The sequence below is a fragment of the Micromonospora sp. NPDC126480 genome, from assembly GCF_040302465.1.
Lineage (GTDB): Bacteria > Actinomycetota > Actinomycetes > Mycobacteriales > Micromonosporaceae > Micromonospora.
In genome coordinates, this window is record NZ_JBEORU010000028.1 from 77224 (window position 1) to 96887 (window position 19664).

19 protein-coding genes and 4 pseudogenes are annotated in these 19664 nt (G+C 66.4%); 15 read left to right on the forward strand and 8 right to left on the reverse strand.

The window, feature by feature from the left end; genetic code table 11:
* Positions 1 to 6: 6 nt before the first annotated feature.
* The 4 genes and pseudogenes from ABTW87_RS23350 to ABTW87_RS30265 form a co-directional block, all read right to left on the reverse strand.
* A complete protein-coding gene (locus tag ABTW87_RS23350) occupies positions 7 to 1923 on the reverse strand; it encodes a hypothetical protein (protein ID WP_350653084.1) in 1917 nt (638 codons plus the stop codon).
* Positions 1913 to 3031, reverse strand: coding sequence for a hypothetical protein (locus ABTW87_RS23355; protein ID WP_350653085.1), 1119 nt, complete (start codon positions 3029 to 3031; stop codon positions 1913 to 1915). Before ABTW87_RS23355 ends, ABTW87_RS23350 begins: the two co-directional genes overlap by 11 nt.
* A 489-nt stretch (positions 3032 to 3520) precedes the next feature.
* Positions 3521 to 3916, reverse strand: a pseudogene (locus tag ABTW87_RS30260) (DUF4143 domain-containing protein); the annotation flags it as partial.
* Between the two features lie 126 nt (positions 3917 to 4042).
* Complete coding sequence (locus tag ABTW87_RS30265; RefSeq protein WP_502891633.1) at positions 4043 to 4930, reverse strand: LysR family transcriptional regulator; 888 nt, start codon at positions 4928 to 4930, stop codon at positions 4043 to 4045.
* A 189-nt stretch (positions 4931 to 5119) separates the two neighbouring features.
* Between ABTW87_RS30265 and ABTW87_RS23370 the strand changes: the two genes are divergently transcribed.
* The 6 genes and pseudogenes from ABTW87_RS23370 (at position 5120) to ABTW87_RS23395 (ending at position 9596) form a co-directional block, all read left to right on the forward strand.
* Complete coding sequence (locus ABTW87_RS23370) at positions 5120 to 5920, forward strand: GNAT family N-acetyltransferase (protein WP_350653086.1); 801 nt, start codon at positions 5120 to 5122, stop codon at positions 5918 to 5920.
* A 193-nt stretch (positions 5921 to 6113) separates the two neighbouring features.
* Positions 6114 to 6548 (forward strand): hypothetical protein, encoded by a 435-nt coding sequence (locus ABTW87_RS23375; protein ID WP_350653087.1) that lies wholly within the window; start codon positions 6114 to 6116, stop codon positions 6546 to 6548.
* Complete coding sequence (locus ABTW87_RS23380; protein ID WP_350653088.1) at positions 6545 to 7486, forward strand: ATP-binding cassette domain-containing protein; 942 nt, start codon at positions 6545 to 6547, stop codon at positions 7484 to 7486. The genes ABTW87_RS23375 and ABTW87_RS23380 overlap by 4 nt, the downstream gene beginning before the upstream one ends.
* Complete coding sequence (locus ABTW87_RS23385) at positions 7483 to 8232, forward strand: ABC transporter permease (RefSeq protein ID WP_350653089.1); 750 nt, start codon at positions 7483 to 7485, stop codon at positions 8230 to 8232. The genes ABTW87_RS23380 and ABTW87_RS23385 overlap by 4 nt, the downstream gene beginning before the upstream one ends.
* A gap of 279 nt (positions 8233 to 8511) precedes the next feature.
* Positions 8512 to 8694: pseudogene (locus ABTW87_RS23390) on the forward strand (transposase); the annotation flags it as partial.
* Between the two features lie 521 nt (positions 8695 to 9215).
* Positions 9216 to 9596: a hypothetical protein gene (locus tag ABTW87_RS23395; RefSeq protein WP_350653090.1), complete on the forward strand. Its 381-nt coding sequence runs from the start codon at positions 9216 to 9218 to the stop codon at positions 9594 to 9596.
* On the opposite strand, the gene ABTW87_RS30270 is transcribed toward ABTW87_RS23395, so the two are convergent.
* Both ABTW87_RS30270 and ABTW87_RS23400 read right to left on the reverse strand, forming a co-directional pair.
* Entirely contained in the window at positions 9489 to 10034 is a 546-nt protein-coding gene (locus tag ABTW87_RS30270; RefSeq protein WP_502891634.1) for a PIN domain-containing protein, read from the reverse strand. The two genes, ABTW87_RS23395 and ABTW87_RS30270, sit on opposite strands and share 108 nt — an antisense overlap.
* Positions 10031 to 11170, reverse strand: a complete 1140-nt coding sequence (locus ABTW87_RS23400; protein ID WP_350653091.1) for a helix-turn-helix domain-containing protein — start codon at positions 11168 to 11170, stop codon at positions 10031 to 10033. Before ABTW87_RS23400 ends, ABTW87_RS30270 begins: the two co-directional genes overlap by 4 nt.
* A gap of 190 nt (positions 11171 to 11360) precedes the next feature.
* Here ABTW87_RS23400 and ABTW87_RS30275 point away from each other — a divergent pair.
* Both ABTW87_RS30275 and ABTW87_RS23405 read left to right on the forward strand, forming a co-directional pair.
* Positions 11361 to 11602: pseudogene (locus ABTW87_RS30275) on the forward strand (IS982 family transposase); the annotation flags it as partial.
* 161 nt (positions 11603 to 11763) lie between these two features.
* Positions 11764 to 13320, forward strand: coding sequence for a hypothetical protein (locus ABTW87_RS23405; RefSeq protein WP_350653092.1), 1557 nt, complete (start codon positions 11764 to 11766; stop codon positions 13318 to 13320).
* Positions 13321 to 13511: 191 nt separating this feature from the next.
* Here the strand turns inward: ABTW87_RS23405 and ABTW87_RS23410 are convergent, their stop codons facing one another.
* Positions 13512 to 13667 carry a hypothetical protein gene (locus ABTW87_RS23410; RefSeq protein WP_350653093.1) on the reverse strand — a complete coding sequence of 52 codons (156 nt, stop codon included), beginning with the start codon at positions 13665 to 13667 and terminating at the stop codon, positions 13512 to 13514.
* Positions 13668 to 13685: 18 nt separating this feature from the next.
* Here ABTW87_RS23410 and ABTW87_RS23415 point away from each other — a divergent pair, with 18 nt between their 5' ends.
* The 7 genes and pseudogenes from ABTW87_RS23415 to ABTW87_RS23445 all read left to right on the forward strand — a co-directional run bounded on the left by ABTW87_RS23415 (position 13686) and on the right by ABTW87_RS23445 (position 18164).
* Positions 13686 to 14096, forward strand: coding sequence for a hypothetical protein (locus tag ABTW87_RS23415; RefSeq protein ID WP_350653094.1), 411 nt, complete (start codon positions 13686 to 13688; stop codon positions 14094 to 14096).
* A gap of 34 nt (positions 14097 to 14130) precedes the next feature.
* Positions 14131 to 14796 carry a hypothetical protein gene (locus tag ABTW87_RS23420; RefSeq protein ID WP_350653095.1) on the forward strand — a complete coding sequence of 222 codons (666 nt, stop codon included), beginning with the start codon at positions 14131 to 14133 and terminating at the stop codon, positions 14794 to 14796.
* Positions 14797 to 14806: 10 nt separating this feature from the next.
* The gene (locus tag ABTW87_RS23425; protein WP_350653096.1) at positions 14807 to 16066 is read left to right on the forward strand and encodes an AlbA family DNA-binding domain-containing protein; all 1260 of its coding nucleotides are present in this window, start codon (positions 14807 to 14809) and stop codon (positions 16064 to 16066) included.
* Positions 16067 to 16334: 268 nt separating this feature from the next.
* A pseudogene (locus ABTW87_RS23430) lies at positions 16335 to 16915 on the forward strand (transposase family protein); the annotation flags it as partial.
* 90 nt (positions 16916 to 17005) lie between these two features.
* Positions 17006 to 17293 (forward strand): transposase, encoded by a 288-nt coding sequence (locus tag ABTW87_RS23435; RefSeq protein ID WP_350653097.1) that lies wholly within the window; start codon positions 17006 to 17008, stop codon positions 17291 to 17293.
* Positions 17290 to 17442, forward strand: coding sequence for a hypothetical protein (locus ABTW87_RS23440; protein ID WP_350653098.1), 153 nt, complete (start codon positions 17290 to 17292; stop codon positions 17440 to 17442). Before ABTW87_RS23435 ends, ABTW87_RS23440 begins: the two co-directional genes overlap by 4 nt.
* 17 nt (positions 17443 to 17459) lie before the next feature.
* Positions 17460 to 18164: an IS3 family transposase gene (locus ABTW87_RS23445; protein WP_350653099.1), complete on the forward strand. Its 705-nt coding sequence runs from the start codon at positions 17460 to 17462 to the stop codon at positions 18162 to 18164.
* On the opposite strand, the gene ABTW87_RS23450 is transcribed toward ABTW87_RS23445, so the two are convergent.
* On the reverse strand, positions 18099 to 19331 hold the full coding sequence (locus ABTW87_RS23450; RefSeq protein ID WP_350653100.1) for an IS110 family RNA-guided transposase: 1233 nt from the start codon (positions 19329 to 19331) through the stop codon (positions 18099 to 18101). The two genes, ABTW87_RS23445 and ABTW87_RS23450, sit on opposite strands and share 66 nt — an antisense overlap.
* Positions 19332 to 19664 lie beyond the last annotated feature (333 nt).

Here is a 19664-nt window from a genome sequence, read left to right on the forward strand (position 1 = left end):
CGGTACTTAGCCATTGTCCGGCCCTTCCGCTTCCAGGTCGGGAAGTTCCGGATCTGACTGCAGCCACACGAGCGTCGTAGGCACCTTGATCATCCAGGCTTGCGGATCGTCGGGGCTGATATCGACGTCGCGGTCGAGTTCCTCGATCAGGCCCGCATCCTGCATCTCGGCGACATAATCCTGGTAGAGCGCCAGCTCTTCTTCTGTCTGGTCTGCCACACCGGGCGCCATCAAGGTCCCACCAGGGTCAGGTGGGGTGAACATCGGCACATCGCCGCCTGTCCACAGTTTGCCGGTCAGCTGGTAGAACAGCACGGCCTGCGTGAAAGCCGGGTGGACCGGCACGAGCACCCTCGCCGCACCGGCCTTGAGGAACTCCTGAAACAGTGGGTCGGTGTCGGTCCGTGAGTGGATGTCCAGCCACTGCTTCTTGCGCGCCCAATAGTACGGATAGAACTCGTAGCTCATATTCTTCCAGTCGAACGCCTGCTCGATAAATTTGATCTCCGGGCTGAGCTCGACGGTGGGGTTGATGAGCACGTCTGGATAGTTCTCAGGGATTTCCTTGTCCGGGTGATGCGTGATCATGGCTGGCCCGTCGTACCGGTAGCCGGTCCAGAGCGTGACGACGCCCTTCTTCAGCTCTTCGCGCTCGATGGCGCGATTGATCTGCGGTGGGTTCCCGCCGATCTCGACCCCTTGCTGGATCTGAGCCGCGGCCAGCTGCTCCTCGAAGTTCATCAGCTCCTTCTTGTACGCGTTCATGATCGTGTTGTAGGTCTTGAGTTGCCATTGTGCGAACGCCTCGCCGGTCAGCGTGCACCAGATGACCACATTGATCATCAGGCTGCGCAGACCGCGGCCGTGGGCGCCGATCGGGAAGATGCCTTGGACCTGCGGCATCTCAGTCGGCCCCATCGTCGTGCCGGCGACACCGTCCTGACGCATATAGGCACGACGGGGCAGGTGGATGCCGAACCAGTAGTCGCCGCCCGACTTGACACTGCTGTAGTAGACGGCCCGGCCGCCGTATACGTAGCCCTCCGGGATCTCCATCTCGCTATCCACAAACGACCAGTGCGACTCCGCGTCACCGGGGAAGTCGCGGCCGATGATGCGCGAGATCCGGACGGTCTCCCGCGGCGGCGGCCCGATTCCCGCGCCATACTGCCTGGCAAGCGCTAGATAGTTTTCGCGCGTGATGTGCTCTGGCAGGAGATCCTGGTCCGGGTCATCGGGATTCGCCGGCGTCGGGGGCTCCGGAGGCAGCAGGTTGCTGTCGATGTTGTGCGTGCGCGCGAACACGTAGAACGCCGCCGGCTCGCCCACGATGAACTCGTAGAACAGGCGGCGCCCATAGTTGACGACCTTGACTCGATAGTACTTGTCGACCCACCGGTAGATACCTGTCCGATTGTCTCCGTCGGCGTTTTCGAACGTGTGGAAGTTTTTTTCCTCTACCTCTTCCAGAGTCCGGGTGGTGCGCTGTTCGCGCACCCGCTCGACGAGCTTGTTCAAGGATCGGTCGGTGATCTCCTTGGCATAGTTGGTGGCGTTGCGATCTGACTCAGTCTTGGACGTACTAGTGGAGAACTCGGTCGAGACGCCGATCTGAACGGGGCCGAACCCGGCCGCTACCTCGGCCCCGACCTGGAACTTCGTGTCCGACTGGATCGTCCTCTGGGTCTCCTGTTGCAGTTCGAAGCGTTCCGTGGACTGTAGATCCCGCTGGTTTTCCTCGGTGCGCTCGAACTCGAACTCGACGGTCTCCTCCAACCGTCGCAACCGGCGGTGGCGCCGCCCACGGCTCTCGGTCGCCATCACATTTTCGATGTGCGCGATCTCGCCAGCCGCGTACCGCACCAGCTTCTGCTTGACGACGAGCAGGTCGCCGACGCCGATCGGCTTGAACTCAGGCTTCATCGGAACCGCCCAGCCCGAGTTCTGCCTCGCTGAGCCGGCGCTTCCGCCGCACCGGAACGCCACGCACGATGGCGACGTGTTCAACCTGCTCAAGGCTCTGCAGCGCGCTGCGTTCCTCGGCCAGTGCCTTGTCCAGCATGGCGATGATCTCAGCGGCGTCGTGTGCGGTCACCGAAATGTGGTGGTGCTCCAGTGTGGCCAGGACGGCCGAGTCGAGGTCCTCGGCTGCGAGTCTCCACGACACGAACTCATCGTCGAAGCCGAAGTTCTCCATCGCCTCGAACGTGGTGACCACTGCCGCCGAGGAAACGTTCGCAGGCGGCGGCGTCGGCGCAGACAGCGCGGTGTTTCCTGGCACGGGCGCCCGACCGCGCGCGCTCGGCTCCACATTCGTCGCCGCCAGCTTGGCGGCCAGCACGGTGCTCACCTTGCCCCGCGCGGCCCGAAGATCACGCACCGCCCGCCGCGAGGCCGCCACCTTGGCCCCGCGCGGCGTGACCCGCGCCGGCGGCGGCTGGTCCGGGTCGGCCTTGGTCGGCTCGGCCTGCATCAGCTCATGTGGCACCACGGGCATCCAGCGATCGAAGCCGGCCAACGACCCCGCCTCGGGCTCGCCGACGGTCAGCGACTCCAGGAAACGCCAGAATCGCAGCCAGAACAGCAGTCGCGGCCGGTCTCCCGCACGGCGGTCGACCAACGCGAGATTGCTGTAGTAGCTGTGCCACAACGTGCCGTGCATCTGATCGAAGGCCGAGCTTTCGACAAACTCGCTCACCACCGTCGGTACGCCGGTGGCCGTGCTGATCAACGCGTCCACGGCCGGTCGCAGGGGCAGGCCGACGGCGTCGTCGCGCAGCAACTGCCGCGCCTGCGGCTCGACCGCGAGAAACGGCTTCCAGCGCGGGTCCCGCATGACGTAGCCATCGGAGTCCATGGTGGAGTTGGCAACCAGCGTTCGCGCCTGAGGCAAAGAAACGTCACCGGTCATCTGCGCGCGAATTCGCGCGACGAAGGTGTCTGCTGCCGAGCCCGCCGACATCGGGCTATCCGTCGCGGTAGCCCGCGGCGTACGGATAGCGACGAACTTGAACAGGTCCTCTGCTTTCATGACAGCTTCGCCTCGCCCTGCATCCTCGGCATCAAGCTAGGTGCACGTCGATCTGTCCACCTCAGTCTAGGTGGATCACTGCACCAGCCCCGCATTGTGTCCCGGATGCGACATGCGGGCGAATGGCGCTCATGAGAGCGCACCCATGCCCGTGCAGACCCGCCACATACAGGAAGACCTCGGCTGGCGATCCCCAGACGAGTACGAGACCGCCTGGCACACCCACCAGGCCCGACAGGACGAAACGGGTATCGTTCAGCCTGAGCCCACCGGAGCCAGGTAACCCTCCGGCAAACCGGGAGAACCTTACTGCCGGCGATGGCGAGAGGCTGGAGTTGCCGTGCCCGCAGGATCGGGAGTGGGGGATGGCTGTGCGTGCTCCAGCGGATGCCAACCGGGTCAACCGGTGCCAACGCAGTCACTGCGGCCGACCGCCGGTCGCAGACCGGGGTCGTGTGCTCCGGTTGTGGTCTTGGGCTGGGCGAACAGCGCTCGGTTCTCGAGCACCACGTCGACTTCGTACCTGCTCTGGTCGCGGTAGTGGGACAGGTCGACGAACTGCTCGGACCAAGTGAGTTGTCGGGACAGCTCGGACAGGACAAATGATTCGAGCAGCGGGCCGAACGGTGCGCCCGGCCGGAGTATTGCCCGGGCGTCGGTCGCGATCTCGTTGGCGGCGATGCCCGAGTCGACGAAGATCAGTTTCGACGCGGCGGTGGCGCGGGTGCCCAGGTTGCGGGACCAGCCCGGGATCCGCTTTATCAGGAAGATTTCTTACAGGGCCTGGAGGTAGCGGGCGATCGTCGGTCGGCTCAGTCCGAGGGCGGATTCGAGGGAGTTCGCGGTGATGATGGTCGCGGACCTGGCCGCAAGCAGGCGTACCAGCATCGATCTGCGGGGACCTTGGCTTTCGATTTGCGGTTCGTGGACGGCGGCACGAGATTGTCCAGCGCTCGGCCGGCGTGGAGCCGCAGTCACGGCTTGGCGGTGGAAAGGGCGGCGTCGGGCCGGCTATGTCGTTCGCTGTGCCTCCGTGGCGGCCTGGACGAAGGCGCGTACCAGAGCGTTCTCTCCGTCGTTGCGCCACACCGGCGCGTAGTGCAGCACCGGTCCGTCGGTGATGGGCAGGAAGGTGATGTCGCCTCGTTGCCGGGTAGCTTCCACGTCCGATCCGATCGGGGACACGACGCTGCCGCCGGCGATCGCTTGGAAGGCCTCCTCGAGGGTGACGATGCCCAGTCCGCGCCGGACGGGCCGCCCGGCCGGGGTGGTGGACGGGGTGTGCGCCTCCCACACGTAGTCGGGAATGGGTCCCTCGGGGTAGACCACCGGGTGATCGCCGAGATCCTCCAACTCGACGCTGCCCCGGCTGGCCAGCGGATGACCGGCGGCCACCGCCAGCACCAGTTCCTCGCGGTGCAGGACCGGCCCGACCGTGAGGTCGGGCTCGCGGATGGGCAGCCAGAGAATCCCGATGTCGACCGAACCGGCCCGCAGCGGCCCGAGCGGGTCGGTCGGCAGGATTTCGCGCAGGCGCAGCTTGCACTGCGGGTGCCGCTGCCGGAACAGGTCGAGGACGGCCTCGACCGACCGGTAGTGGGTGGCCATGGTGCCGACGGTCAGCGTGCCGGCCTGGCCGCGTGCGGTGGCGGCGGCCTCCTCGATGCCGGAGATGATCTCGCTGTAGCCGGCGCGGAGGCGGTCGCGTAACCGTTCGCCGAGCGGGGTGAGTCGAACGGCGCGGCTCGTACGCTCGAACAGGCCCCCGCCGATCCGGCGTTCCTGCTGTTTGATCGACTGACTGACCCGCGACTGGGACACGTGCAAACGCTCGGCCGTGCGCCCGAAGTGAAGCTCTTCGGCCAGCGTCAGGAAGATCTCGATGTCGCGCAGTTCCACCAGATGGCCCTATCTCCGATCATCGCGGCCTCGAACTGGGCAGTCTACGGCCGCGACGAGAACGGGTGGCACGAGCGTGGCTCGGACCACCGGCCGTCGCGGGTCCGTCGTCGATCGATCACCGCTGGCTAATGCGGCGATGCAATCTTCTGCGTTGTTCGGCCGGGGCGGCCGGGCGATGGTGGACGCATGAGCGAAAGCGTGATCGACATCGTGGCGGCGCCGGATCATCTCGGGACCCCACACTGGCACGCTGTGACGTCGCCCGGTTCGGTGGCCGGGGTCGCCGATCTACGTCCGGTCATGCCGTTCGAGTACGAACTGCCACCGCCGACCGCCCTGCAGCCGGGCACCCTTGATCTGAACCTGTATGTACAGCCACAGTGGCGTCGACGGGGGATCGGATCGCGGCTGCTGGCCGCCGTCGCTGCACACGCCGTGGGACGGCGGCTGATCGTTGAGACCGCCCCGGATTCCGCCGCGCAGTCGTTCTGCGAGCGGCACGGATTTCGGCGCACCGGATCCAGGATCCATGGCCTGCTCGCCTACCGAGATATTCACCATGCCTGGCTGGGTGAGTTGGTCGACGTCGAGCACCCCGGATACCGGCTGCGTCACTGGACCGGGGGCCCGACTGGCGCGAACAGCGTCGAGCAACTACTCCGGTATCCGAGCCGACCGGGTAACGCGGTGGTGAGCACCGCCGAGGCGGACGGCGGCGTGGTCGCCTATGTAGCGGCAATGACGGGAGCACCGTCGCAGCGTCGCGCTCGCCAGTACGGCCCTGCCGTGCTCGTCGGTCATCGCGGACGGCGGCTGGGGCTGTGGGTCAACGCCGCTCTGCTCACCCGACTACGCGAGATCCATCCACACGTCGAGGAGATCGAGACCCGCACCGCCGACGAGGACTCCGACCTGGTCGCCCTGCGTCGACACCTGGGCTTCCGCCCTCTCGGACGGCGTCTCCGCTACGAACTCACCCTGCCGTAACCGGCGGCCCTGACTCCGATCCAGTGGCACGTCCGGGCCGATCCGTGCCCGATGAAGAGAGGTTTGTCATGAAAGATCCTGTCCGCCCCCGGACGTGGGCCGCCCCGGTCGGGAGCCGAGACCCGCCCGGTGATCCCGAGCCGCCACCCGGCGTTCGCCACCTGCCCACGTCAACATCAAGGAGCTCACCACCGTGTCCGTCAACCTTTCCACCCAGGACAAACTCACGCTTCGCACGGCCGCGTACGGTGCGGTCACACTGCTGTCGGCCGCCGGAGCCGCCGGCGGCTCACCCCACAAGATCGCCACCAGCGGGTCCATCGCCCTGGCCTCGGCAACCGGCCTGGTCGGGCACGTGCTCGCGGAGAAGTCCACGCGTATTGACCTGGGCGGCAGGTCGGTGGCCCAGATCGCCGACCGCGTTCTGCCCGCCCTGACCGAGGCGATGCGCCTGCTCGCCGAGCAGGCTCCGGCCGAGGCCGACAACTTCCGCCGCACCGTCGTCGTCGCCCTCGACGCGGCCGTCCGTACCCGGCAGGGCGCACCCGATCCCACCGTCGCCGACATGACCAACAAGATCATCGCGGCGCTCGACGCCGCCGAGGCCACCCCGGAGGTGACCACGTGACGACCCCGGCGATCTCGGTCTCCGGCCTGCGCAAGGCGTACAAGGACAAGACCGTCCTCGACGGCGTCGACTTCGACGTCCACGCCGGCACGGTGTTCTGTCTGCTCGGCCCCAACGGCGCGGGCAAGACGACGACGGTGAACGTGCTGACCACGCTGGTGCAGGCCGACGGCGGCGCGGTCCGGGTCGCCGGCCACGACATTGCCACCGACGCCAAGGCGGTCCGCGCGGCCATCGGCGTCACCGGCCAGTTCGCGGCCGTCGACGAGCTGCTGACCGGACGCGAGAACCTCCAGCTGATGGTGGACCTCAACCGCAGGGTCGCCGGCGGCGGCGCGCGGATCGTGGCGGACCTGCTGGACCGGTTCGAGCTGACCGCCTCGGCGGACAAGCCGACCTCCACCTACTCCGGGGGCATGCGCCGCAAGCTCGACCTGGCGATGACGCTGGTCGGCGATCCGCGGATCATCTTCCTCGACGAGCCGACGACGGGCCTGGACCCGCGCAGCCGCCGCACCATGTGGTCGATCGTGCGTGACCTGGTCGACGACGGCGCGACCATCTTCCTCACCACGCAGTACCTGGAGGAGGCCGACCAACTCGCCGACCGCCTGGCGGTGCTCGACCAGGGCCGCCTGGTCGCCCAGGGCACGCCGGAAGAACTCAAGCGCCTCATCCCCGGAACACACGTACGGCTGCGGTTCTCCACCGCCGCCGAACTCGACGCCGCCGCGGGGATCTTCCCCGAGGCCACCCGAGACGACGACGCGCTGGCCCTGCGGGTGCCCGCCGACGGCGGCACGAAGTCACTGCGGGCCCTGCTGGACCGGCTCGACGAGCACTCCCTCAGCGCCGAGGAGTGCTCCGTGCGCACCCCGGACCTCGACGACGTTTTCCTCGCCCTGACCGGCCACGCCACGGAGGTCGACACGAAATGAGCACCCAGTCCCACTCGCTGGTCATGCTGCGCCGCAACCTCAAACACCTCACCCGGAACCCGACCTCGGTGTTCAACGCCGTCCTGATGCCGATCATCATCATGCTGATGTTCGTGTACATGTTCGGCGACGCCTTCAGCGTCGGCGTGGACTACATCGACTACGCGACGCCGGGCCTGATCCTGCTGGCCGTCTGCTACGGGTTGGGAGCCACCGCGACGGCGGTGAACTCCGACATGACCAAGGGCATCATCAACCGGTTCAAGGCCATGGACGTCTCCCGCGGCGCGGTGCTGACCGGCCACGTCATCACCAGCGTGCTGACCAACCTGATCGCCATCGCGGCGCTCGTCGGAGTGGCCTTCCTGCTGGGGTTCAGCCCGGAGGCGAGTCTGACCGACTGGCTCGCCGTGGGTGGCGTCGTCGTTCTGCTCGCGTTCGCGGCGGGCTGGTTCACGGTCGCGCTGGGACTGTCGGCGAAGTCGCCGGAGACAGCGGGCATGGCCGCCGTGCCGCTGGTCATGCTGCCGTTCTTCAGCAGCGCGATCGTACCGGCGGAGAAGATGGGCCCGGGCCTGCGGCAGTTCGCCGAGTACCAACCCTTCACGCCGATCATCGAGACCGTGCGCGGGCTGCTCGACAGCGCGCCCGACACCAACGACGCGGCCGTCGCCGTCGCCTGGTGCGTGGCGATCGCCCTCGTCGGCTACCTGTGGGCGCGTTCCGCCTTCACGAAGCGAGCGTGACCCGAGCGGTGTGGGGCGTTTGCGGCGCCGTCTCGGTGAACGTAATCCGACGAGGCGGCGCCGCAACGGGTCGAGAGCCCTTGCGCTCGGCACCTGACCGTCGCGGCCGAACGGCCGTCATCGGCATGTCCTTGTCAAGCTGGCAGATCAGGGGCCGTCTTACTCACGTCGCAGTTTTCGCTGCACCACATCATCCGCCGCTACGACGAGCGGGTCTGCTGCACCGATAGGTGACATCTGAGATGGGTTGCCCTGGTGGCGGGCTGGAAGGATGTCGCTGTGCCGAAGCCTTACCCCCGAGAGTTCCGGGATGACGTGGTGCGTGTCGCTCGTGGCCGCGAGCCAGGCGTGACGGTCGAGCAGATCGTGAAGGACTTCGGGGTGCACCCGATGACCTTGTTCAAGTGGCTGCGCCAGGCCGACATCGACGCCGGCGCCACCCCTGGGACGGCCAGCACCACAGCGATGCAGGCAGCCAGCAGCACCACCGGCCGGGCATCGACCGACAGGTCCGCGAGGGTCCGCTGGTGATACCCGAGCACCCGGCCCGTCACCGCATCGCAGCCCGGACAGGCCACCGGCGTGCTTCAAGGTCGCTCCGGGGTACCGATTTTGCTGATGTGTACGCCGTGTGCTTGTGGGCTGGGCGAACCCAGGTCCGGGTGACGCAGGTGAACCCTGGCCACTCCCTGCCACCCGGGTGAACCCGCAGGTCGCTAGACTAGGCCCTCACGCCCTCGTAGCTCAGGGGATAGAGCATCGGTTTCCTAAGACGACGCTCTATCTGTACCCATAGGCTGATGACCTGCCGGTTCCTATTTCGTATTCGCGTTAATGGGTCGCACGCGGGCGTTGCTGTGCTCGCTTGCTGAAGATCAGCAGGGCGGGCGTAAGTCCTGCTCAGGACATGCTTCGGTCGGTGCGACGCGTCCATGCCGTGATCAGGTGAAGTTGCCGCGCCGCGTCAGTTTACGGTGCCGCAAGTGCTGGGCCAGCAGCGTGGCGAGTTTGGCTGCGGGTGCCGGTTGGTGATGACCGACCCAGCTAACTCGTCCGATGAGGTATTGAGCGATGTCGGGATGGCCGGTCCGGTTCTGCGCGGCGAGGCCGGTGCGGGCGGAGTTGTAGAGGATGGTGTGGAGCCGGCCGTACTCGTCGCGTGGTGTTGCGGGGTGTTGGTTGACGACGAGTCCGGCGAGGAGTTGCCGGTCGGCCCGACCACGGACGCGGGAAGGATCCGCTTCGGCTGCTATTCGTTAGCTGGGGCATACCGCCATATGGCTTGCAGGAACGCGGACCATACGATCGTGCGACTGCATCTCCTGCATAAGGCGGAAAGCGTCAGGGCAGCCGATTTCTCCTAAGGAGTGGCACTCCTCAAGGATCCTGCGCGTGTCTATGGTGGCGATGCCCCTGGCTGCGGCGAAATCGAGGGCTGAATAATCGTCAGATATGAAAGTGCCGGAGGGGTCCACGCTTTCAATATAATAGATGATCTCGGCCTCGCCCAAATGTTCCAATGGTTTGTCTGCTGTGCCGCCAAGCCCTCGGCGAATATTGTCAATTTCAGTCAAGGCTGCAGTTGTTCCTTCGATTTCGAGAGGATCGCCGAGCCATGTCGCGTCCAAAACGCGTTGAAGGTACGGGCTTGAGCGCACGCCCCTCTTCACTTCGAGGCGGACAGTCTCAGTCCACCGCGTCCTATAGCCGTACCGTTCTTCTAGCAGGTCGAGGCGATCGACGGCCGCGAAGTTGGAAAGGGTGCACGTATCGAAGTAGACGTCCCCAACCCTGGCACTCACAGAGCAGGCTCCAGCGATTCGGTCGCCTTTCGATCGCGCCGTCGGAACGGGGCAAGTTCGTCAAGCAACTGATCAGGTTCGACCGAAAGCAGCCTGGCGAGCGGCTTTACACTGATCTTGCCTTGGACATAAGCCTCAACCGACCTGTAAAGCAGATTACCCGGTACTCGTCTATCGCCACGTGCTTGAAGGTCGCTGGTTCGTCCGCTGCGCAGCGCGATGCGAGTCGAGGACATGGAACGAATCCTATCCCGGCCCGCAGCATTGATTACTCCGATATTGTGTAGGCGAAACGCAAGTGCGTCCAGGCTCACGCCATATCGGCTCAAAAGCTCCGCCACCAGGTCTTCAGAGACATAGCCTCGGGGGACCGCAGCCTTGAGCGCATCTTCTGGCATCAGGAATGCAGCTGCAAAAGCGTTTGCGCGCTCTTCGTCCGGGTTCTTGCGGCCAAAGACGTTCTCGTCGATTCGCAGAGCTTGGGAATCGCCCGTAAAAAGATGACCGATCTCGTGAGCTAAGGTGAAGCGCTGTCGAGTGGCGGAGATGCCGCTGTTGACTAGTGCGAGGCGGAAACCGCCACTTGACACGCTAAGCCCATCAAGCCCGGCAGGAAGTGGCTCGAATCCGATGTCTATCCCAAGCCGCTTTTCAAGTAGATCTGCGAAGTCGGACAGCTCATAGGGAAAGACTTCATCCCCCACCCCAAGCTGGGACCTCAACTGAACACTCAGCACGGCGCCCTGCTGGTGCGGGCTACCCATGACCTCCTCAGGCGTACCTCCTAGGGCAGCCGCCCAAGCGAAGCCAAGGTCAGCCAGAAGGCGATCGAGCTCGACATACTCCTCTGTCCGAGCCAAGGCTGACGCCAACGCCGGTGAGGTGTCTGGCTGAGCGCGAGCCGCCAAGAGGACGGCTGGCTGCTCCTGCTCTGACAGGAGGGACTGGACTGAGACGCGGAGCGTCTCAGCAATCAGTGCGACCTCCAGGGACTTGAAGTTGCGCTGACAGGACAGAGCCCGGGAGAGGGCCGATGCATCGATATCGATGGAATCCGCGAGCTGTTGCTGGGTCATCCCAGCCTCATTCATTGCCGCACGGATACGGTCGGCGAGGAGCTCACGACTGACGGCCATGCGTCCATCTTAAGCCGATCTTGAGAAAATCGCAACGATACCCTGTGAAGACCTCATCTCGCAAGGGGTGAAACCGACGAGAGGAGTATTCAAGGGCAACTAGTACATTTGTTCTAGAAGCGGCTGAGTGCCTCAGGGGCTAGCTGGTGCGGCAGCGCAGGGAGGTGTACCCGAATCTGGGACCCGGATACTCGTGCTGGCCGTGGCGCAGATGTTGCTCGGAGTGCGGTCCGAGGCTCGCTGGCTCCGTTTCGTGCCCGCGCATCTGCCCAGGGCGGTTCCCTGCCTGCCGGGCCACTCCGGGTACAACAAGCGACTACGCGGGACGCTACCCCTACTGAAGCGAGCGATCCGGGCGGTGGCCGCGGACACCGACCTGTGGACCGACGGGGTGCGGCGGGTCGTCTCCACCCCGTCGAGTGCGCCCGCTCCTGACCCACGGTCAAACGCTCACGGCTGGCTTGTCCCCCTGGCGTCGTCGCCCGGCCCGTGCCCGCCGTGACGGCCGACCATATGGTGGCGGCATACGCCGTGAGCCGCCCGAGGGCACCGGAGAGCAGCGTCGGCGCGGCCGCCGATTCTCGACGCTGCTCGTGGTCGCCGGTGCGCGTCGCCGTTCCGGTTGGCGATCACCCGTGAGTATGCGATGCCGTACCTGGTATTGGTTGAACCCCGTGATCAAACGTATGTTCGTCATCGTGGTCTCGATCATCGATGTGGTGGAGAACTACGCGGGCCGCGACGGCCGCGTGGACTTCTCCCGGGTACCCGGCACCGAGCTGATGGCGTTCGGCGAGGAGGTCCGCCGCTACTGCGACGCGGCCGTCGCCGCACCGGCGCGTGAGGCCACCTACCTTGGCGGATGGCCGTCGGCTAACCCGTTCTACGTCGAGTCCAGCGATCTGATCCTGACGTCTCTGCTCTACGCCCGGCACGTCGTCGTCCGTGATCCGATCTCGGACTGGTTCTCGGCCGACCAGTACTACCTGGAGCGTCCGATGGCCGGGCGGCCGGGATACCTGAGCGAGGACGGCCGGGCGAACGTCGCGGAGACGCGGGCCTTCCTCGGCAATGCCGTACCGGGATTGCTCGCTCTCAAGCCGCTGGTCGAGCGCGGCATCGTCAGCATCGTCCCGGCCGCTGCGCTGCACCGATGCGAGGACGCGCAGGTGCGCGATCTGATCGCCGCGATCATGGAGCAGATCACCGATCCCTACGCCGTAACGAGCCGCTTCTCCCCAGCTGACGTGGCGACGGCGGACAACCTGCGAGGAACGTTCGTCTTCGCCGGAGGTGACCGGGAGACGCAGCTGCGTGCCGCCATCGAGCACGGCGTGCGTTACTTCGCACGGGAGTTTATGTTCGCGTCGCAGACCGGTGCGACGTACTGTGCCCCATTCCCGTTCGAGGAGTTCCTGTGCGATCGGGTGGGTGCCGGCCTCGCCCCCGCTGAAGCACGGGTGGCCCAGTTGCTGATCGCCTCGGACGTCCCGATCTTCCACGGTCTGAACGCGAAGGTGGTTGCCGCCGTCCACGACGACGACAACTTCGGCGAGTTCCGCCGCCAGCTCTATGAGACGTACGGCGAGCTGCCCGCCGCCCCGCCGCAGGAACGCACGACGTACCTGCGCGACCGCGAGGATGCGACGTTGCGGCCACTGGTCGACGCCGCCCGCCGTGACGCCGACCGGGGAGCGCTGTCGCGCATCGGCGTCCGGTACGGCGGAGACGCCTTCGCCCTCGGTGCCGGCATCGTCGCGGAGACGATGTTTCCCACCGGCGGCGCGGCTGCCGTCGCCACCACCACGATCATCGAAATGGTCAAGCGGAAACTCGAAGCCGGCCAGAACCAGACCTCCGCCACCGTTTGGACGACACTGGCGCGGCACGGTCGCCGGGCAGCGCGCGAACTGCCCGCCCGTGACCAGCCGGCCATCCCCGGGCCGGACCAACCGGGTGACCGGAACTGGGGCATCCCGGCGGAGGCCGGCATGAACGTTGTCGTCAGTTCCGGCTCGATGCTGGTCGACTTCGTCCCCGGCGGGCCATCGGTGGACGGGAACGCCTCGACGTACCAGGAGGGACCGTACCGGCCGTGCGCATGTGCCAGCGGTCGCAAGTACAAGTTCTGCTGCGCTGGCGTGGCATAACGGCTGCACCTGGGATAACCGGGTCTCGAGCTGAAGTGGTCTTCGTTACTGGTGCTGGGCCTCGTGCTCGGGCTCATCGCCGGACTCGCCCGTCCCCCGATCTGTAGAGAGAGTCGATCGGTACAGGTGGCGGCGCGGTGCCGTCGGCGGATAGGCAGCCGACGGCACCCGGAAGCGCCGCCGGCGGCCTGTCACTTCTCGTTGCGGACGCCCTTGTGCTGCTTCGCGCTGCCGTTGAGGATGCGGCCGGTGGTGGTGTCGCGTTTGAACCAGGTCGTGCCGACCTTGAACTCGCTACGCTTCTTGACCGCGCCGACGCGGTGTCCGCGTCCGGTGTTCTTCGCCATGTCTCTCACCTCCTTCCAATGTCCGTCTTGCTCGACCGGCGGCTTCGCGCTTGCCTGGCCGACGTGAGTCGGCTGATGACGGCCACCTTGATGTCCGTCGATGATGGCGTCATGCCGGGTCACGATGTGGGTGTGTCATTGAGCTTCGCGACGGCGGTCTTCATGTGGTTGAACCGCCGCAGTCGACGCATCCAGGGTCGCGATCGCCGGTGGTCGCGGGCCGATCTGCATGCCGGGCCGCTTGGTGGTGCCGAGCAGGTCGATGTCGAGCCAGGCGGCGGGCGGGCGCGCACCGGTGAGCCAGGCGACGAGCTCAGTGAGGGCGGCGTTGACGGCGAGTCCGTTGAGGTGGACGACCGAGGCGGCTGGTCGGTGACGGTTTCCGGGCCTGTTCGGGGCTGTGCTGGAACTGTCGGAGGTGCCGTCTAGCCTCCCTGAGCAGAACGACCTGGAGGGAGCTGCTGTGTCGGGCCAGCTGGAAGAGGTGCTTAGGCATCGCTACATCTACGTGCCGCGTTGCACCGAAACGGACACGATCCAGCCTGGCAAGCGGCTCGGCCTTGCTGTAGCGCGCGAGCGCAGCGCCCATCTGACGGTCGTAGCGCCCGACAAGAACTCGGCGACTCACCACCCCGAACTCGCCAAGCTCGACATCGTGACCGAGCGGAGCGGCCACCCACAAGATGGCGGCGTGGTCCTTGCCTGGTGCCCGACCTACAAGGTTATGGAGAAGATCCAGCGCCTGGATCGGAGCGTGGTGGTGCTCGTCGAGTGGATCCCTAGCGAGTTTGACGCTTGGGCGAGGCTTCGTGGCGCGTACAACGTCGTCACTGGCGAGGTCATGGACGCGGGTCTGAGCGCCGAGATCTCCAAGGTGTTGGAGGGCATCGTGTCCGAGGGACACAACGGCTGGACCAAGGGCACCGATGAGCTCGTGACCCTCAGCTTCCTCAAGGATCTCGCAGCAGCTGGTGCCTACGACCGCGAGCTGGTGCTCGCGTACGCCCGACAGTCCAAGTCCGAGCACACCATCGAGAGGCTTAAGAAGATCCTCGACAAGTTCGAAACGTCGCAGAGGTCGCTGGTGACCACACCGGACTCGGATTACCTGACCAGCCGCAATTGGTAGGTGTACCTCGATGACCTTCACATCGCTCCATCGCTACCTCGGCGATCCGTCCGGTCCGCTCACAGGCGAGATGATCGACCGCGCCATCGCTCAGGGCCTCCGCGAAACGGACGACCTGGACTGGAAATCCGAGCTGCCGCCGCTCGGCGCGATCCCGAACTCCGACTTCCCCAAGGACGTTGCTGCCATGGCCAACAGCGGTGGCGGCACACTGGTCTTCGGCGTCACCGAAGTACAGAAGACAGCCACCGGACGCAAGGACACCGGCGAGCTGACTGAGGTCTATGAGCGCGGCCTGCGCAGCGCCGCCGTGACGGCGATCAGCCCGCCGGTCTTCGGGCTCGAGGTACTTCAGCTCGGCGAACCGGGCAACCAGTGCGTAGTGGTCGTGATCCCGCCCAGTGTCGACGGCCCGCATCTGATCTACAAGAAGGAGTACTTCGGCGCACCCATCCGCAACGACGCAGACACCGTCTGGATGAAAGAGCGTCAGATCGAGGCGATGTACCGAGCGCGCTTCGACGAACGCCGGCGATCCACCGAGGTGCTCGACAAGCTCTACGCCGAGTCGGCCGCCATGCGCTCACCCGACAGCCCCGCCTGGATCGTGGCAGTAGCGCACCCGCGACTGCCGTCGGCGCTCACGAACCGGCCAGATCAGACGGCAGCCAGGATGGCGTTCGAGGAGGCGAGCAAGAACGCCCTCGTCTACGTCGGGCGAGGCAGCCCGCACCCGATTGAGAACGTCGACCGGAACAACCCCCGCCCCGGGCTCCGCCGATGGACGGCAAGACCCATGATCGACGGCGACAGCCAACGCTGGAAGGAAGCCTGGATCAGCATCCACGACAACGGCTCAGTGAGCCTCGCGGCAGCGGTCGGCGGTCACCGGCGTTCGAGCACGGAGTACAACGATGACCATGTCGTCGAGTCGCGAGACGTCGAGGTGGCGATCGCAGACTTTATGGGCCTGATCCGTGAGGCAAGCGACCGTCTGGGACTCGGTGAGTACGAGGTCAGGGTCCGGTTTGAGTGGAACAAGACCGAGCGGCTCCAGATCTGGACCACCGACGGGATGAACTTCTCGTACGCGGGCAGCACCATTCCCCTCGCCCAGTACACGCCCATCGAGGTGACGGTACGAGCAGACGCGGACTCGGCAGACTTTTACCAGCAGGTGTACGACCTGGTGCTTGACTGCTTGAACCAGGGTGGCATCGCCCACGTGCAGACAGTGACCCGCCCGCGTCTCCGCTCGTCACGGCTTTGATCGTGTGGGGCGGCCCAAAGGGGCTGGAACCCCTAACCATCTGATCCGTAGTGTCCCCGTCGCCGCTACGGGAGCAAGCCGACCACCGATCGGCGGCTACCGCACGCCCAGCGACTCACACCAGGCCGGAATGATCAACCATTGGAGCCTTTCCAAGCTGATCTTGCAGCTCAGGGCGGGTGCGGCGAGCTCGGAGATCGATGAGGGTGAGGCGCTAGGTAAGACAGCAGTCGACCAAGATTAGATGCCCCGACTGAGAGCCTCGCCTGTGCTGTCTTACCTCTCCACGATCCCGCTGTCCAGCCGCACCCTGAACCACCTCGCCGAACGCATCCGAGCGCACCGCACCCAGCACCGAAGCCGGTGGCGGCGCCTCGGCCCGGGCCGGGAGGCGCTGCTCGCCCTGGCGCACCTGCGCAACGGCGACACCTACGCCCGGCTCACCGCCGGGATGGCCGTCGATGTCGCCACCGCCTGGTGCTACGTCCGGGAGGCGATCATGCTGCTCGCCGCAGGCGCCGAGGACCTGGCCACCGCGATGAGGCGCATCCGCCGCCTGGCGTACGTGATCGGACGGCACGCTGATTCCGATCGGCCGCGTGGCGGACCAGAAGCCGTACTCCTCAGGCAAACACAAGCCATGGCGTCAACGTCCAGGTCCTCACCGACGCCGCCGGTCGGCTCGTGTGGGCCTCAGCGGCGCTACCCGGCTCGGCACACGACCTCACCGCCGCCCGCATCCATGGCATCATCGACGCGCTGACCAACGCGGACGTGATTACCCTCGCGGACAAGGGATACCAGGGCGCTCGGGGGATAAAGAACCGGCCAGACAGGTCGAGCCGATACCTAGGCCAGCCCCATAGCCGGCTGTGAGCTTCCCCCGGTTTCCCGGACGCCTGAGCTGAGGCGACACTGGTCGCCGAGGGAGGAGTTCGGATGCCCGCACCACACCCGCCGGAGTTTCGTCAGCGCGCGGTCGAGTTGGCTCGGCTGCGGGACAAGCCCATCCGGAAGATCGCCAAGGACTTGGGGATCTCCGAGTCGTGTCTGCGGAACTGGCTGGCCCAGGCCGACACCGACGACGGTAAGCGCGAGGGCTTGACCAGCGACGAGCGCAAAGAGCTCGCGGCGTTGCGTAAGGAGAAGCGGCGCCTGGAGGTGGAGAACGAGATCCTGCGCCGGGCCGCGGCCTACTTCGCGCGGGAGAACGTCCTCCCAAAATGATCTACCCGGTCGTCGCCGATCTCGCCGCCGGCGGGATCGCGGTGGCGGTGGCGTGCCGGGTCCTCGAGGTGTCGACGTCGGGTTACTACGACTGGCGCGGCCGGCCGTCTCACCGCGTGAAACGGCTGATCAGGCGCTCGGTGAGCTGATCGGTGAGATCCATCAGATGTCGCGGGGCACCTACGGGTCGCCGCGGGTGCACGCCGAGTTGCGCATGGCCGCCGGGGTGCGGTGCGGCCGCAAGCGCGTCGAGCGGCTCATGCGCCATGCCGGTCTGCAGGGCGTCTACCGGCGCCGCCGCAAAGGCTGCACCGTGCGCGACCCGCACGCATCGCCGTCGGCGGATCTGGTCAACCGGCGGTTCATCGCCGACCGGCCGGACGCGCTGTGGGTCACCGACATCACCCAGCACCGCACCCAGAACGGCTGGGTGTACTGCGCCGTGGTGCTGGACGTCTTCGCCCGCCGAGTCGTGGGCTGGTCGATCGCCGATCACCTGCGCTCCGAGCTGGTGATCGACGCCCTCGACATGGCCCGCTGGCGACGGCACCCCGCGGAGGGGCAGACCGTGGTCCACTCCGACCACGGCAGTCAATACACCAGCTGGGCCTTCGGGCAGCGGCTGCGCACCGCCGGGCTGCTCGGCTCCATGGGCTCCATCGGCGATTGCTACGACAACAGCATGGTCGAGTCGTTCTTCGGCTCGATGCAACTCGAACTGCTCGACCGCCAGCCCTGGCAAACCCGCCAGGAACTGGCCAACGCCATCTTCGAGTGGATCGAGACATCTCACCAACGGTGGCTGTCAAGCCTTGGAGGCAGTGGTCGCGGCGAAAGCCTTGCCGGGGTCGTAGAGGGTGTTATGGCGTAGGCAGTGGTGCAGCTTGCCGAGCATGAGGTGGAACAGGCGCCGCAGGGCGGCGACGTGCCTGTCGCCGGCGGCGCGGCGGGATCGGTAGCGGGCGTTCCAGTGGGAGTCATGCCTGATCGCGGCCAGCGCCCACACGTATCCGGTGGCGGCGATCCGGTCGTTCTTGGCGCGGCGGGCGTGCACGAAGCTGCTTTTGCCCGAGGCGCGGGTTACTGGTGCGGCGCCGGCGAAGGCGCGTAGCGCCCGGGCGTCGGCGAAGCGGCTGCGGTCGTCGCCGATTTCGGCCAGCAGCCGGGCGCCGAGCTGCGCACCGAGACCGGGGATGCTGGTGACGATCTTCGCATCGGGGTGGGCGGTGAATACCTCGTCGATGCGCTGCTCCAGCTGATGAAGCGTCTGGCAGACCGCGTCGAGTTGCCGCACCAGGCCTTGAAGGTGCAGGCCCATGGCCTGCTCGACGGCGGCTGGTTGGCGCATCTGCTCGCTGCGGAGGATGCCGTGCAGCTTGTCCGCCTCGGCGGCAATGCCGCGCTGGCGGCCAGCGGTGCGCAGCAACTCCGCGAGCTCGGTGGGCGTCAGCGCGGCGGCCACCGTCGGCGTCGGCGCTGCGGCGAGGATCGCACGGGCTGCCGGCGAGTCGAGCCGGTGCCGTCCGCCGCGCTCGAACGCTGCCAGGGCGGCGGGGAAGAACATCCGCAGCAGCGTCCGGATCCGGTTGGTGAGCGTGACCTGGTCCCAGGCGGCGTCCTGCTGAGCCCGGGTCAGGACCCGCAGTGACTGCAGAAGCTCGCTGTCGGCGGGCAGCGGCCGATGCGCGGTCGCATCAGTGCGCAGGATGTTCGCCAACACCATCGCGTCGAACGCGTCCGACTTGCCCCGCGAGGCCCGATACCTGTCCCGATAACGCGACACGGCCAAGGGATTGATCGCGAACACCTGGCGGCCCGCGGCCCGGAGACCAGCCACCAGGAGTCCCTGGCTCGTCTCGATCGCCACCGGAAGCCGTCCGCCAGCCGGATCATGCTCGGCCAGCAGCGCCAGAACGTGGCTGAGGCCGGCGGCGTCGTCGTTGATCCTGACCGATGCCAGCACCACGCCCATCTCGTCAACGACAGCTACATCATGGTGATCCTGGGCCCAGTCGATGCCACACGCCACCGCTACCACCGTTGCTCCTCCCTGTCATGAATCACAGCGAGGCGCGACGCCCTAATGGACAGTGCTTGCCGCACGACATCTCACAAGCCGTTCGCCCCGCAACCGGCGGCGCCCGAACTCGCGCAAGGCTCCAGGCCTGCGACTGACCAAGGCTCAGCCCGCCGGCGAACCACGAGACGATCATCCTCGTCGATCACCGCGACCGCCACGCGCCTCTCTCGATATCCAGGGTCAGCGCCCCGCAGGTTGGTTGCGTCCACGGAAGTGGTGTACGACTTGCCCGTGATGGGCGTGTTGCGTAGATAAGAGACGGCCATCGCGTCGATCCTTCAAGACGACCAA

Bases quoted from the DNA above. Each gene is read 5' to 3' on its own strand.
- ABTW87_RS23350 (WP_350653084.1), bottom strand. From the start codon at position 1,923: ATGAAGCCTGAGTTCAAGCCGATCGGCGTCGGCGACCTGCTCGTCGTC.
- ABTW87_RS23355 (WP_350653085.1), bottom strand. From the start codon at position 3,031: ATGAAAGCAGAGGACCTGTTCAAGTTCGTCGCTATCCGTACGCCGCGG.
- ABTW87_RS23370 (WP_350653086.1), top strand. From the start codon at position 5,120: ATGAGCGAAAGCGTGATCGACATCGTGGCGGCGCCGGATCATCTCGGG.
- ABTW87_RS23385 (WP_350653089.1), top strand. From the start codon at position 7,483: ATGAGCACCCAGTCCCACTCGCTGGTCATGCTGCGCCGCAACCTCAAA.
- ABTW87_RS23400 (WP_350653091.1), bottom strand. From the start codon at position 11,170: ATGGCCGTCAGTCGTGAGCTCCTCGCCGACCGTATCCGTGCGGCAATG.
- ABTW87_RS23410 (WP_350653093.1), bottom strand. From the start codon at position 13,667: ATGGCGAAGAACACCGGACGCGGACACCGCGTCGGCGCGGTCAAGAAG.
- ABTW87_RS23415 (WP_350653094.1), top strand. From the start codon at position 13,686: ATGTCCGTCTTGCTCGACCGGCGGCTTCGCGCTTGCCTGGCCGACGTG.
- ABTW87_RS23425 (WP_350653096.1), top strand. From the start codon at position 14,807: ATGACCTTCACATCGCTCCATCGCTACCTCGGCGATCCGTCCGGTCCG.
- ABTW87_RS23435 (WP_350653097.1), top strand. From the start codon at position 17,006: ATGCCCGCACCACACCCGCCGGAGTTTCGTCAGCGCGCGGTCGAGTTG.
- ABTW87_RS23440 (WP_350653098.1), top strand. From the start codon at position 17,290: ATGATCTACCCGGTCGTCGCCGATCTCGCCGCCGGCGGGATCGCGGTG.
- ABTW87_RS23445 (WP_350653099.1), top strand. From the start codon at position 17,460: ATGTCGCGGGGCACCTACGGGTCGCCGCGGGTGCACGCCGAGTTGCGC.